This is a genomic window from Flavobacterium sp. WC2421 (assembly GCF_040822115.1).
In the GTDB taxonomy this organism is placed as follows: Bacteria; Bacteroidota; Bacteroidia; order Flavobacteriales; family Flavobacteriaceae; genus Flavobacterium.
The window spans coordinates 718,867-734,693 of record NZ_CP162004.1 but is presented as its reverse complement, the minus strand read 5'-3'; the positions used below and the strand labels follow the sequence as shown (position 1 = coordinate 734,693).

The 15,827-nt window shown below is 34.8% G+C and carries 7 protein-coding genes; 3 read left to right on the top strand and 4 right to left on the bottom strand.

Going from position 1 to position 15,827, the window contains the following annotated elements; translation table 11 throughout:
• Positions 1–74 precede the first annotated feature (74 nt).
• Positions 75–4,160 carry a T9SS sorting signal type C domain-containing protein gene (locus tag AB3G33_RS03040; RefSeq protein ID WP_367772516.1) on the top strand — a complete coding sequence of 1,362 codons (4,086 nt, stop codon included), beginning with the start codon at positions 75–77 and terminating at the stop codon, positions 4,158–4,160.
• A 348-nt stretch (positions 4,161–4,508) separates the two neighbouring features.
• Positions 4,509–9,638, top strand: coding sequence for a T9SS sorting signal type C domain-containing protein (locus tag AB3G33_RS03035; protein WP_367772514.1), 5,130 nt, complete (start codon positions 4,509–4,511; stop codon positions 9,636–9,638).
• Positions 9,639–9,703: 65 nt separating this feature from the next.
• Here the strand turns inward: AB3G33_RS03035 and bioB are convergent, their stop codons facing one another.
• The 4 genes from bioB to AB3G33_RS03015 all read right to left on the bottom strand — a co-directional run bounded on the left by bioB (position 9,704) and on the right by AB3G33_RS03015 (position 12,896).
• On the bottom strand, positions 9,704–10,789 hold the full coding sequence (bioB, locus tag AB3G33_RS03030) for a biotin synthase BioB (RefSeq protein ID WP_367772512.1): 1,086 nt from the start codon (positions 10,787–10,789) through the stop codon (positions 9,704–9,706).
• Positions 10,790–10,887: 98 nt separating this feature from the next.
• Entirely contained in the window at positions 10,888–11,325 is a 438-nt protein-coding gene (locus tag AB3G33_RS03025; RefSeq protein WP_367755857.1) for a hypothetical protein, read from the bottom strand.
• 75 nt (positions 11,326–11,400) lie between these two features.
• Positions 11,401–11,853, bottom strand: a complete 453-nt coding sequence (locus AB3G33_RS03020; RefSeq protein WP_367772510.1) for a hypothetical protein — start codon at positions 11,851–11,853, stop codon at positions 11,401–11,403.
• Between the two features lie 110 nt (positions 11,854–11,963).
• Complete coding sequence (locus AB3G33_RS03015; protein ID WP_367772508.1) at positions 11,964–12,896, bottom strand: bifunctional riboflavin kinase/FAD synthetase; 933 nt, start codon at positions 12,894–12,896, stop codon at positions 11,964–11,966.
• Positions 12,897–13,114: 218 nt separating this feature from the next.
• On the opposite strand from AB3G33_RS03015, the gene AB3G33_RS03010 reads away from it, so the two are divergent.
• Positions 13,115–15,790, top strand: coding sequence for a reprolysin-like metallopeptidase (locus AB3G33_RS03010; RefSeq protein WP_367772506.1), 2,676 nt, complete (start codon positions 13,115–13,117; stop codon positions 15,788–15,790).
• Positions 15,791–15,827: the final 37 nt, after the last annotated feature.

Below are 15,827 nucleotides of genomic sequence, written 5' to 3'. Positions count from 1 at the left end.
TTTTAGAAAAATAAAATGGACTATTTAGAAGAATTATATATAGAATTTACTCCCAATTTTTTTAAAAATGCCATATGAATAGAATTTTACTTTTAATTAATAAGAAAATAATTTTTTGTATTATTTGTTTAATAATTTCTAATGTTTCTTTCAGTCAAACAACTCTTTTTCAATATGACTTTGAAGGTTCCTATAATCCAAATATTAATAATACCGTTGGGACTCCATCGATAGCTCAAAATGGTGTTTCAAACGCGTTGATTAGCAATAGTAATCCATGCAGTGGAAGTAGATCTTTGGCAGGATCTAATTGGAACACAGGGGATTATTATTTGTTTACAGTAAATACGACAGGTTATGAAAATATGATATTCTCATATTGTAATAGTATTAGTAATAATGGTATTGGATCTTTTTTAGTTTTGGTAAGTTCTGATAAAGGCGCTACAACAAGTACTATAATTACGTCCTATACGCCTACAACATCTAATGTTACAAAAACAAGTATTACTTTACCAGCTTCTGCTAATAATAATTCTGAAGTTTGGATTGCAATTTACAAAGATTCTAATTCAAATAATACTAATAGGGTATTATATATTGATGATGTTACTTTAAAAGGTTGTCCAATTAGCGCAGGTACCTTGTCTGGTACCCAATACTTATGTACGTACGGGACAACAACTTCTACGTTTAGTTCAACAGTTTCTGGAGGAACCTGGTCAAGTAGTAATACAGGTATTGCTACTGTTAACGCATCTAGTGGTTTAGTTACGGGTAAATCAGCTGGTACTGCAGTTATTACATATACAATAGGTGGTTCAGGTGGATGTACAACATACACTGCAACAAGAACAGTATATGTTTCAAATGGACCTGGTGCAGGACCAAATAGCTTATCAGGCTCAAACTCTCAATGTCAAAATTCAACAACAACGTACACAATAACTCCAGATGTATATTCTTCTTCTTATGTTTGGTTATATAGTGGTAGTGGAGCTACAATAACGCCAGCAGCTGATGGACTTTCAGCAAGTGTAACTTTTAGCGCAACGGCAACTGCAGGTAATATCAACGTGCAGTCGGTTAATGGCTGTGGTAATGGTGGAGGAGGTAAATATTTATATGTTTCTATCGCATCGTCTAGTGCAGGAGGTACGCTACCCTCAAACGTAAGCGGATGTGCTAATACATATATTGCAAACATAGCCTTGTCTGGTCAAGTGGGAACGCCAATTCGATGGGAATCTTCTACTGATAATTTTGCAACAGCTCCAACGACAATAGTAACAACAAGTAATAATATAAATATTTCAGGTCTAACACAGACTACATATTATAGAGCTGTAGTTCAAAATTCACCATGCTCAGGGATATCTTATTCAAGTGTTTGTACAGCAACAATTTCAAATAATACTGCTAGTACAGCATCTTCTAGCCCAACTGTTTGCTCAGGAACTAGTATGACTAATATAACGCATACAACAACAGGAGCAACAGGGATTTCAAATAATAATGTAATTGGGGCTAATGGTTTGCCAGCTGGTGTGAAAGCGGTATGGGCATCAAACACAATTACAATAAGCGGTACACCAACCGATGCTGCAGGGACTTATAGTTATTCGATTCAATTGACTGGAGGTTGCGGAAATGTAAGCGCAGTTGGAAGTATAACACTAAGTACATCTTCAGCTGTTCCAACAACAATTACTGCACCAACAACTATTTGCGTTGGAAGCTCTACTTCGTTAACTGTTAGTGGCGGGACATTAGGCGGTGGAGCGAGTGCAAAGTGGTACTCAGGATCTTGTGGAGTGACATTAGTTGGTTCAGGAAATACGATAAGTGTTTCGCCAACAATTACAACAACCTATTATGTTAGGTATGAGGGCAGTTGTAATTCAACATCTTGTATATCTACAACAGTGACGGTAAACCCATCATTAAGTAATAATAGTTTGTCTTTTAGTAGTGGAACTTCTGGACAAGTGAGCGCTACAGCTGCAGAAGGTGGTAATGCTTTGCTTACAGCTCCTTTAGGGACTTATTTTTCGAATGTTGCATTCGCAAGTTACGGAACTCCAGGTGGGACCTCCCCAAATTTTACTATAGGAAGTTGCCATGCTACCTCTAGTCAATCTGTAACGGAAGGGTATTTATTAGGAAATAATTCGGCTACAATTCCTGCCACCAATGGAGTTTTTGGAGATCCCTGTGTTGGAACTGTAAAGAAAGTGTATATTTTGGCATCTTATATAGAACCTATTTGTAATGGATCTAAAGCTACCCTAACTGGTTCTATACCAAGTGGAGGAACAGGTACTTATGCTTATCTTTGGGAAAGTAGTACCACAAGTGCTACAACAGGATTTTCTGCCGCTACGGGTACTAATAATACAATCAATTATACTACAGGGTCCATTACACAAACAACTTGGTTTCGAAGAACAGTAACTTCATGTACTTTAAGTAGTACATCCGCCGTAGTCATGATAAAGGTGAATGGTACAAATTCATGGAACGGGACTGTATGGTCAAGTGGAATAGCTCCAACACTTAGTGATAAAATTATATTTGCAGGAGATTACAGTGTAGATGCTGATGTAAATGGTTGTTCTTGTACCGTGTCTGGAAGTAAAAATGTAGTTATTAAGACAGGAAGAACCATGAAAATAGTTAATGAGGTAACTGTTTTAGGTAGTGGAAAATTAACTTTTGAAAACAGTGCCAGTTTAGTACAAGTAAATGATGCTTCAGTAAATACTGGAACTATAAATTATATCAGAAATACTTCTTCGGTTATTAATTCGGATTATACGTATTGGTCATCGCCAGTTACAGGGCAAAATTTAAATATATCACCTTCTTATTCATCAGGGTTAGCATATTCATATAATGACTTTGCTACACCAGAAAATTGGGCAGGAGAACAATTTTCAGCGATTATGCAACCAGGAAAAGGGTACATTATTAATGGAAACCAAGGGTTTTCATCATCACCACCCTCGGTTTATCAAGCCACTTTTGTGGGGGTTCCAAATAATGGAAAAATTGTCCTACCAATTGGACCAACAGGAACTTCTAATCTGGTAGGGAATCCATACCCTTCTGCGATAAATGGAGCGCTGTTTTTGTCGGGTAATAATTTAAACATTGAAGGAACAATTTATATATGGACACATAATACAGCTATTCAATTGGCTTCAAACATATCAAACGGAACCGCAGGTTCTGGGGCTTATGCTTACACTTCGGATGATTATGCGTCCTATAATGGGACTGGTGCAGTAGCCACTAGCGGAGGAACTGTTCCTACTGGTAATATTGCTGCAGGACAATCGTTCTTTACAACCAGTTTAGGTACTAACCCAGTTACATTCTCTAATTCAATGCGTCTTTCCGGAACAACTATAGCTGACGGTTCAGGAATTAATCAACAATTTTTTAAAATAAAAAACGCTAAATACGAAACAGAAAAGCCTATTGAAAAAGATCGTGTTTGGTTAAATCTAACTAATACTCAAGGAGCTTTTAAACAAACTCTAATTGGTTATATAACTGACGCAACAAATGAATATGACTCTGCTTTTGATGGAGAAAGTTTTGATTCTAATGAATATTTAGATTTTTATAGTATTAATCAGGATAAGAATTTAGTTATTCAAGGAAGAGCGTTACCGTTTGATCAAGCCGATGAGGTGCCACTTGGATACAGTTCAACCATAGTGGGTGACTTTGAAATCGCAATTGGTCAGGTGGATGGATCATTAGTTGATAAAGAGGTGTTTTTAGAAGACAAACTACTTAATACAACTCATAATTTAAAAAACTCTCCCTATTTATTTAAAACAGAAGATGGGGTTTTTAATGAGCGTTTTATTTTAAGTTATAGTAATAAAACTTTAGCAACAGATGACTTTGAGAATTTGAAATATGGTGTCGTAATTTCGAATAAAAACAAAGAAATACAAATTAAATCTTCAGATGATCTTATAGATAAAATATTTGTTTATGATTTTTCTGGAAAACAACTTTATAAAAAAATAAAAGTTGATAATATTGAATATACGATACCTAATTTAGGTCCTACTGATCAAGCTCTAATTGTGAAAGTAGTTTTGCAAAACGGACAAACAGTAAATAAAAAAATTGTGTATTAGATTATAAATAAGAATTTATGTAGAAACCCATTATGTGTACTCATAATGGGTTTTTTTATAATATAATTTTGGAATATGAGATGTGACTACTATTTGAATTTAATAGTTAGAACATACTTTTGATTTAAATCATTTTTTTTTGGTTAATGCGGTATGTTTTATTATTTAATACTACTTGTTTGTATTCAATAGGCAAACCAAAAACGGTATTGCAAACCTGCATGATAGGATAAATTTTAAAAAACACGTTTAACTAGCAGCGGATTTTTCTTAATAAATAAATCGTGTGATGAAATGAATTATATTTGTATGAAATAATGCACGATGTGTGTTAAAAATCAACACTATATGAATATAAAATTACTTTCTAACATAAGATCTTTTTTAGTTTTGTATTTTTTGTTAACAGTTTCATTTGCTAATGCAGCAACTATAACAAGCGCTGGAAATGGAAATTGGTCAACGGCCTCAACTTGGGTAGGTGGAATAGTTCCAATTAGTACGGATAACGTAACTATTGTTACAGGACATACAGTTACGGTTACGGTTTCAACTAGTATTACAAACCTTAGTCTAAGCAATACTACAAGTAAGTTAGTTGTAAATAATGGACAAACTTTAACCGTTTCGGGAACTTTTTCTAACAGCGGGACTACTACTAACGGAGTCAACGGTCCTGGGACAGTATTGTTTACGGGGACGGCCACTTTTGGTATTTTAACGCCAACAGGTGTTCGACCTAATATTACAATCGGTAATGGTTCTAGTGCTAATACAGTAACTGTTTCAGCATCTACCTTGATTGCAAATTTGACTATTAATAATGGGGTAACATTAGATATTAATAGTAGAGCATTGAATGTAACCGGTTTTATTACTAATAATGGAACAATTGCTGGGACAACAAGTGTGACAACACTCACAGGAGATTTTACGAATAATGGATTGGTTAATCTTACGACATCAGGACAATTAAACATTTCAACAGGGAATTTTTTAAATACAAATACTGGAAGTTTTACTATTGGAACAACGGGGAGAATTACCACAACGGCAGGTAGTTTCTCTAATTCAGGTGCTATGACTTATACTGGTACAGGAGGTACAGTAGGGCGATTGTATTTAGGAGGGAATTATTCTAATTCTGGTACTGTTGCTTTAGGAACTGCACAAGTTTTTTTTACAGGTACTGCTAGTCAATCGATTCAAGGTTTTACTACAACTGGTACTGTGAGTATGTTAAAAACGGGAGGAATAGCAACTTTTACATCTAATGTTAGTGGAGCAGCTTTAACTATTAACGGAACAGGAGGAACATTAAATTTAGGATTAGGACTAGTTCACACTTTTTCAGGAAGAGTAACTTTAACCGCAGGAATTTTAAACGGAAGTTCTAGTACTATAAAGGCAAACCTTTTAAGTACAACTGCTTGGAGCGGAACTGGAAGTTTATTTACGGCTGGTACTGGAACCGTTGATTTTGGGGCGGCTGGAAACCAAACTGTTTCTGCATCAAACCCAGTATTTAATAATCTTACTTTTTCGGGTTCAGGAATAAAATCATTGCCAAGTGCTAATACTATTAATGGGATTCTTTCTATGGAAGGAACGGCAACTGTGCCCGTTTCTCCCTCAGTTGCTATTCCAAGCTATGGCGCATCGGCTACATTACAATACAATACGGCAACTGCCCGAACTGCTGGACAAGAATGGATAAGTTCTTTTATAGCTACAGGCGGTGTTAATATAACTAATACTGGAGTTATAACACTTAATGCAGCCAAGGTTTTTAATGCATCTATACCTTTGACCATCAATAATGGGGCGAAGCTAGCGACAGCTAATTTTGGTTTAACCCTTGGAGGTAATTTTATAAATAATGGTGGATTATTTACCGCAGGTAGTTCTCCAATTATTATTGCTAATACAATGACTACCCAAAGTATTGCTGGTTTTACCACAACGGGATTAGTGTCTATGACTAAAACAGCAGGTACTGCTACTTTGGGAGGAAATGTAAATGGAGCTGGATTTACTATTAATGGTACGGGCGGGAATTTGAATTTAGGTTCTGGACTAACGCATACTTTTTCTGGGGATGTTAATTTAACTGCCGGAATTTTAAATGGTGGTTCAAGTGTTTTTAATGTAAACTCTTCAACAACAACTGCTTGGATGGGTACTGGGGCAAATTTTGTGGCTGGAACTGGAACTGTGAATTTTGGCGGAGCTACTCAAACATTGGCAACAGCCTCCACCTTTAATAATCTTACATTTTCAAATTCAGGAGTTAAAACACTTACTGGATTGCCAACAATAAATGGAATCCTTTCTATGGAAGGTGCTGCAACTGTATCAGCAATACCTACTTATGGTTCTGCTGCCACTTTACAATACAATAGAACATCAGCTCAAGGTACAGGCCTAGAATGGAAAACACCATTTACATCAACTGGAGGTGTATTTGTAACGAATACAGGAGTTATAACAGCAAATGCAAATAAAGTTTTTAATGCAAATGTTCCTCTTATTATTGATAGTGATGCAACTTTAAACACAGGAGGTTTTTCTATTTCTGGAGGTTCAACTCTTACGGTTTTAGATTTTAGTACCTTACAAATAAGTGGGACAAGTTTTTTTCCTGTATTTTCGACAACTTTTTTGGATGTAGATAGTACTGTTGATTATAATGGAACAGCACAAACAGTGGCGGTTAAGAATTATGGGGATCTACTTTTGAGTAATTCAGGTAATAAAACATTTACAGGAACAACTACTATTTCAGGAGATTTTGAAATTAAGGATACTGCGGTGGCTTTATTATTAAATGGGACAGCATCAACTTCAGGTTCATTAACTTTAGGAGGAGTACTACAAACTGCTATAGGTTCATGGGGTGGAACTGGTTCCGCAGCTACAAATATAAACGGGACATGGTTTGGATCTTCTACAACTGGAGTTGTAAATGTATTAACCTCTTGTTTGACTGGAGCCTGGCTTGGTATTACTAGTACCGATTGGAATACCCCTTCTAATTGGTGTGGTGGAAGTGTTCCTACAGCAACAACAGATGTAAGTATAGGAGTAAATACTAATCAACCAATTATAGGAGCAGCTGGTGGAATTTGCAAAAACATTACAATTAAAACAGGTGCTACTTTAACGGTATCAGGTTCAAATACATTAGCAATAAAAGGGAATTGGACAAATAATGGGGCCTTCGTAGCGAACACAGGCACAGTCAATTTTAATGGAACGATTGCTCAGTCTATTGGAGGATCTAGTATAACTACATTCAATAATTTAACGAACTCTAAAACAGTGAATCCATTGACTACATCAATAGGAATTAGTGTAAAAAATATTTTGAATAATAATGTTAGTACATCGGTTTTAAATATGGGGGCTTTTGCCTTAAACGATGGCGGTTCATTTTCTAATACTGGTGCTGGAAAAATCATAACACTAAATACTTCTAGTCTTCCCCTTCCTTCAGGGAAAACCTGGGTAAATACAGTGTTTTATTCCAATGGAACTGGAGGGCAAAAAATTGTGTCTGGAACATATAATGCCTCACCGGCAATAGAAATATACAATACTTCTGGAACACAAACGGCTTCTGGTAATATAGTAACTGGTGGACAATTGAATATTAATAATGGCGGTACTCCTGTTTTTGATATGAATGGGTATAATTTGACTACTAGTGCATTAAATGTTTTGGCTCCTAGTTCAGTTATAGATATGAGAGGAGGAACATTAATTTTTGCTTCTGTTGTATCTATGAATGGTACAATTCGTTTTTCAGGGATTTCAAATGCCAAACCTTTTTCTTCTGGTACAGTTGAATATAACGGAACATCTCAAACCGTTACAACTGGAAGTTATTTTAATCTTTTGTTTTCTGGTACGGGGGGAGTTTATACAATGGGTAGTGATATTGATATTGCCAATACGCTTACTGTTACAAAAGGAGATCTTACGGTAAAAGATGGTTTTACGTTATCAGTTGGAGACGCTGTTACCGTAGCAAGTCCTGGCACACTTACTTTTGAAAATAATGCCAGTTTGTTACAAACGACATATACAGGATCGAATAGCGGAAATATTAATGTAAAAAGAAATACGACCCCAATGTTATACTATGATATAACCTATTGGTGCTCTCCAACAACTAGTTCACAAACTTTACTTGATTTTTCACCACTGACAAAAGGAGATAAGTTTTTCTCCTATAATAGTATGAATGATACATTTACAATTTTAAACCCTTCAACTTCCGTTTTCGAACTAGGGAAAGGTTATGCCATTCGAGCTCCTGAAAACACTTCAAGCACAGTACCGATGGTGACCTCAAATCAATTTGTTGGAGTTCCTAATAACGGAAACATAACTGTGGCAGTTACAACTCCACCAGGCGATGTGGGTTTAAGTTTAGTGGGGAATCCATATCCATCTGCAATTAATGCCACAGATTTTATTAACGAAAACCTTTATGACCCCATTTCGAATCCAACGAATACTTTAGAAGGCACCCTATATTTTTGGTCCCATAATAATCGTTTGGTTGGTAATGATTTTAGCGCAACTGATTATTATTATTATAATTTACTAGGGGGTGCCGCGGGTAATACAGGTACTGGAAACAATAATTCGCCAACAGAGTTTATTGCCTCTGGTCAAGGGTTTATTATACAAAATGAAATAGCTGGATCATTGAAGTTTAATAATACCATGCGAGAAACAAGTAATAACACCAATTTTTATAAAGTTAAAAATAACAATAAAATAAAGGAACTTGAAAAACACAGGATTTGGTTAAACTTGACAAATAGTTCTTCAAATGTTAGTCAAGCTTTGGTTGGGTATATTGAAAATGCAACTGATGGTTATGATAGAGGTTATGATAGTTATGTGTTTGACGATACTGTTCCTTTTTTATTATATAGTTTAATAGGAACTGATAAATTGGCCATACAAAGTAAAGGTTTACCATTTTTGGATTCTGACACAGTACCATTAGGATATTCCATTAATACCAATGGAAATGCTACAATTGCTATTGATCATGTAGACGGTTTGTTTCTAGATGGCCAAAATATTTATCTAGAAGATAAGTTATTAAATGTGGTTCATAATATAAAAGCCACACCTTATAATTTTAATTCAGTGGCAGGTACTTTTAATGACCGTTTTAACTTGATTTATGTTAATAAGTCATTAGGAATTACTGATTTTGATAAATTAAATACTCAAGTTATAGTTTCAATAAAAAATAAACAGATGAAAGTTGCTTCTTCAACTGAATTAATTGATGAAATAATCATTTCGGATGTTACTGGAAAAGAGGTTTTTCACAAAAGGAATGTAAACTCACAAGAATTGATGATTTTAAATTTGAGAGCTACTCAACAAATGTTATTAGTTAAAGTAGCACTTCAAAACGGGAAGGTTGTTACCAAAAAGGTGATTAATTAACCAGATTAAATTCAAAAAAAACCATCTTGTTTTGCAAGATGGTTTTTTATATAATTAAGGAAAGACTATTTTCCTTTAGTAGAAGCTTCTAGGTTTTTTTCGATAACATGTCCTGGTCTTGACCATTTTGGTTTCTCTCCAAGAGGAGCAAACTGTGAATCTTCTGCCTCAACTGTTGCAGGTTGAGAAACTTTAGTGAATGGTTTTTGAGGATTCAATCCTAACATTTCAAACATTTTCATGTCTTCATTTACATCAGGATTTGGAGTGGTAAGTAATTTGTCACCAGCAAAGATTGAATTAGCACCGGCAAAAAAGCACATGGCTTGTCCTTCACGGCTCATATTCATTCTTCCAGCTGATAAACGCACTTGGGTTTCTGGCATGATAATACGAGTGGTTGCAACCATACGTATCATTTCCCAAATTTCAACTGGTTTTTCTTCTTCCATTGGAGTTCCTTCAACAGCAACTAATGCATTGATTGGTACTGATTCTGGTTGTGGGTTTAAAGTAGAAAGTGCCACTAGCATTCCGGCTCTGTCTTCTATGCTTTCGCCCATTCCAATAATTCCTCCGCTACAAACGGTTACATTGGTTTTGCGAACGTTTTCAATGGTTTGTAAACGATCTTCAAAACCACGTGTCGATATCACTTCTTTATAATATTCTTCTGAAGTATCTAAATTATGATTGTAGGCATACAATCCCGCTTCTGCCAAACGATGTGCTTGGTTTTCGGTAATCATACCTAGTGTACAACATACTTCCATGTCCAGTTTGTTAATGGTACGAACCATTTCTAAAACTTGGTCAAATTCTGGCCCATCTTTTACATTTCTCCAAGCAGCACCCATGCATACCCTTGAAGATCCGCTTGACTTAGCTCGTAAAGCTTGTGCTTTGACTTGGCTTACTGTCATAAGGTCATTCCCTTCAACAGATGTATGGTATCTAGCAGCTTGTGGGCAATAGCCACAGTCTTCCGGACAACCACCCGTTTTTATAGATAATAATGTAGAAACTTGTACAACATTTGGGTCATGATGCTCTCTATGAATGGAAGCTGCTTCAAAAAGCAAGTCCATCATAGGTTTGTTGTATATATTAATAATTTCTTCTTTCGTCCAGTTATGTTTAGTAATGCTCATTGATGCGTTTTTTTGATGCGCCAAAAGTAATCAAATTGTTCTAAAGAATCAATGTATTGGCATTGAAATAAAAGTTTATGAAAATATATTAACGGTAGTTAATCAGTCGCTAGGCGGTTGTTCCAATACAATAGTAGTAACATGGTTACAATCACTGAAGAAGCAATTCCTTCAAAAAGCAGACTGATTGAATAGGTGAATATTGATGGATTTCCACCAAATAAAAATGTTTTTGATAGGGATTGCACGTATTGATCCCCTCCTTTCATATAACTATATGAAATTAATCCTATAATACTTAAAAAAACACCTACAAGGGAAGTAGCCATAGCAGAAACAGCATTAGTAACAAATGATTTCTCTCCTATGTTAACATTCATTTTGATTGTTCTATTTACACCATAAAACACAAAAAGGATGTTGACTAAGCGCAAATAAAAGGAGTTGCCATATCCCAAAACATTCATAAGTAAAAAATAAACCGCAATCCCAATAAAGATCAGACAGCCATTCAGTAATTCCTTTGGTAGTTTCATAATAAGTTTATTTAGATAAAAAACGCAACTTGCTGTTTTACTAGGAAGCGATAATTTTTTTAAACAGGCAAAGGTTTAATTGATTCCATGCTTGTCTGAAGCATAACGAGTGTCCCAATAGAGCATTAAGATAAATGTAACTATTACGGCCGAGACAATTCCTTCAAAAAGTAAGCTAATACTGTAGGTCATAATAGAAGGGTTTCCACCAAATAATAAGGTTTCAGACAAAGATTGTACATATTGATCACCACCTTTAGCATAGCTATAAATAATTAGTCCAATAATGCTTAAAAAAACACCTATTAGTGAAGTAGCTAAAGCTGAAATGGCATTAAAAGTAAATACCTTCTTGTCTTCCAAGAAATTTGATTTTAAGGTCTTGTTTGCTCCATAGAAGACAAAAAGGATATTAAATAAACGCAAATAAAATAGACCAGCTAAATTTAATGCTTCCATTAATAAAAAATAAAGACTAATTCCGATAAAAATAATAATTCCGTTGTATAATTCTTTAGGTAGTTTCATACGTTTGGTTTTAAAAATTAAAATACCATCTCTTTGATAAACAGGAAAATACATATCAAATTTACATAAAATATAGGAATATATTTAAAATGTAACGAGATTTTTTTTAATTATTTAAGACCTTTAATATAAGCTATTGTTGCCTCTTTGTCTTTTTGTAATTGTTTCTTTAAGGTATCGACTGAATCGAATTTTTCTTCTGGGCGAAGGTATTTAAGGATGGAAACTGCAACTTTTTGATCATATAAATCAGCATCAAAATCTAAATAATGAATTTCGATGGATAAGCTTTCTCCTTTAACTGTTGGATTAAAGCCTATGTTCATCATTCCATATACTGTTTTTTGGTCGATTGTGCTTTTAACAATATAAACACCATTTAGCGGAATAAGCTTATAGTTTTCTTCTATTTTTAAATTTGCGGTGGGAAACCCAATTGTTCTTCCCAGTTGTTTTCCTTTAAATATTGTACCCGTTAAAAAATAATCATAGCCTAAGTATTCATTTGCCAAATTCATATTTCCTTCCAATAAGGCATTCCTAATTTTTGTTGAGCTAACTGAAAGATCATTTATTTCCTGAACAGATATTTGTTCTACTTCAAAGCCATACTGTTTGCCAAAATTAATGAGATCATCAATATTTGCCGTACGGTTTCTACCAAAACGATGGTCGTGACCAATAATGATTTTATGGATATGAAATTGATCCACAAGGACAGTACTTACAAATTCTTCAGCTGTTAATCTCGAGAAAGTTTCGTCAAATGGATGAATGACTAAGTTTTCAATTCCAATTTTCTCTAATAGATTTATTTTTTCGGGGATAGTATTCAGTAGTTTTATTTCGGATTGCTCTTGCAAAACCATTCTTGGATGAGGAAAGAAAGTGAGTACAAGGCTTTCGTATTTTTTGTTAGCGGTATTTTGTATTATTCTCTCCAGAATTTTTTTATGACCAACATGAACTCCATCAAAGGTACCTAGCGTTAGGATTGTTTTTTTTGGAGAACTGAAATCTTTTATAGAATGAAAAATCTTCAAAGCGTAAGTTTTATAATATTGCAAATTTATGCTAATCTATTTTAATTGTGAAGCGATGAGGAGCTGATTTTCTTTGAATAAGGCATTAGTTTCGTTAAAATGAGGGAGTTTTTTACAAAAGTATGCGTCGAATCTTATTTTTCAATCAAAATTGTGAGATTACATTTTATAAGTTAGTAATAAATACTTTAATTTTGAGACATAAATTTTTTGTACCCATGACAAAATACATTACAATTCTATTAATTATTCTATTCTATTCCTCGGTTGATGCCCAAAATCAATTACTTTGGAAAAAAATGGATTCTAGTGTTGTGTCTGCATTAGATAAAAACAGCAATAGCCCAAATGCTAATAAACAAATGGCATTTCAGTTGAACGATGCCTTTTTAAAACAACTATTAACAAAAACTGACAATAAAACGGATGAAGTAAGCGGGATTGAAATTACAGTTCCAAATGCAAAAGGGGAATTAGAAAAATTTTTAGTTAGAGAATCTTCTAATTTTGAACCTGAATTGCAAGCAAAATACCCAGATATTAGAGCGTATTCTGGTGTTGGAATTACTGATAAAAATGCATCTTTAAATTTTAGTATTTCTCCAAAAGGAATTCAAACTATGGTTTTAAGGGGTGATAGCGGATCTGAGTTTATCGAGCCCATCTCAGGAGAATCATTATATACAATTATTTCAAATACAAACAGAGAAACAGGGAAATTGCCTTTAAATTGTAAAACAGAAGATGTAAGTATAGACAAACAATTACTAAACAGAACCGCTAAGATTTCTGCCAATAATAAAGTTTTTAAAACATTACGATTAGCATTATCCTGTACGGGTGAATATACCACGTATCATGGTGGTACTATTGCTAAAGCTTTGGTGGCTATGAATGCAACAATGACCAGAGTAAATGGTGTTTTTAATAAAGACTTGGCAGTGAAATTAGTGATCATTAGCAATAATAATCTAATAATGTACACCAATGCAGCAACTGATCCTTATTCAGATGCAACGGCAGGAGCAGGAGGGACGTGGGCTCAAGAATTGCAAGATAATTTAAGTAGTACAATCACGAATGGGGGTTATGATATTGGGCATTTATTTGGAGCATCTGGAGGTGGGGGAAATGCTGGTTGTATTGGTTGTGTGTGTGTGCCACCATCAGTTGCGGTTCCTTTAGGAAAAGGAAGTGCTTATACTTCTCCATCTGATAATAAACCCGAAGGTGATACTTTTGACATCGATTTTGTAGCACATGAAATGGGACATCAATTAGGGGCAAATCATACTTTTTCTTATGAACTTGAGGGAACGGGAGTAAATGTGGAGCCAGGAAGTGGCTCTACGATAATGGGTTATGCTGGTATTACAACGGATTATGATGTGCAAGCTTATTCAGATGATTATTTTGCTTATGCAAGCATTAAGCAAATACAAGATAATTTATTAACAAAAACATGTCCTACAAGTACAACAATTACGAACAGTCCACCAACAATTAACGCTGGTTTGGATTATACTATTCCTAAAGGTACTGCCTTTATTTTGAAAGGTACTGGTTCAGATCCCAATGGGGATACAGTTAATTATACTTGGGAACAAAACGACTCTGCAGTAACTGCTGATAAAGCAAATAGTTTAGCTGTTTCGTCTAAAGCAGATGGACCCTTGTTCAGATCATTACTTCCAAGCAGTAGTGCTACAAGGTACATGCCTGCCTATGCTAATGTTTTGTCGAATAAACTAACCAGTAAATGGGAATCGGTTGCAACAGTGGCGCGAACACTCCATTTTGTTTTAACAGGAAGAGACAATGCAGCCGCGGGCACTGCCCAAACTAATTCTGATGAAGCGATTATTACTGTAAGTGGAACAGCTGGGCCATTCGCGGTGACCTCACAAAATACGGAGAATTTAAGTTGGTTTCAAGGAACTAGTGAAGTTGTTAATTGGGATGTAAATGGCGCTAATGTATTAGCAGGATCTACAAATGTAAATATAAAACTATCTACTGATGGAGGACTAACTTTTCCAACAGTGTTGGTTGCAAATACTCCAAATGATGGTGTGCAAATTATTACTGTTCCTAATGTTACAGCTAAAAACTGTAGAATTCTAGTAGAACCAACAGCCAGTATTTTTTATGCTATAAATAGTAAAGCTTTTTCTATAGGATATTCTGTAAGTTCTACTTGTAATACCTATTCTTTTACAGCTCCATTTGCAATTCCGGAACAAGCAGCTTATACTACAAGAACCATTACTGTTCCGGCGACATCAGCGACAGTTTCTGATGTGAATTTTAAAGTCAATTTCACTCATGCTTTTTTATCGGATGTCGAAATGGAGGTGGTAAGCCCTCTTGGAACAACCGTGAAATTATTTGACAAAAGTTGTGGAAATACAAACAGTACTTTGGACTTGATTTATGATGATTCAGGCATTGATTTAGTATGTGGTACTACTACATTACAAACAGTAACTCCTTTTCAAGCTTTGGCAGCTTTTAATGGCGAAAATCCATCAGGAACTTGGACATTTAGAATCCGTGATGCTTATAAGAATGATACGGGTACTTTAAATTCAGCATCCATTGCGATTTGCGCACAATCCTATACGCTTTCAGCAGCTGATTTTGAGATTAGTGATTTTGTGATGTATCCAAATCCAAATAAAGGGAATTTTAATATTCAGTTTACAAGCCAATCTTCAAATGGGGTGCAAGTCTACGTTCACGATTTATTAGGCAGGAAATTATTTGAAAAAGAATTTACAAACGAAACCGTTTTTAATAAAAATATTCAATTACAAAACATGCAATCGGGAGTTTACTTGTTAACGGTTGTTGATGGTGATAGAAAAGAAATAAAAAAATTGGTGATAGAATAATTATTTTAATCTAAGCAAAAAAGGGAAACGTACTAAG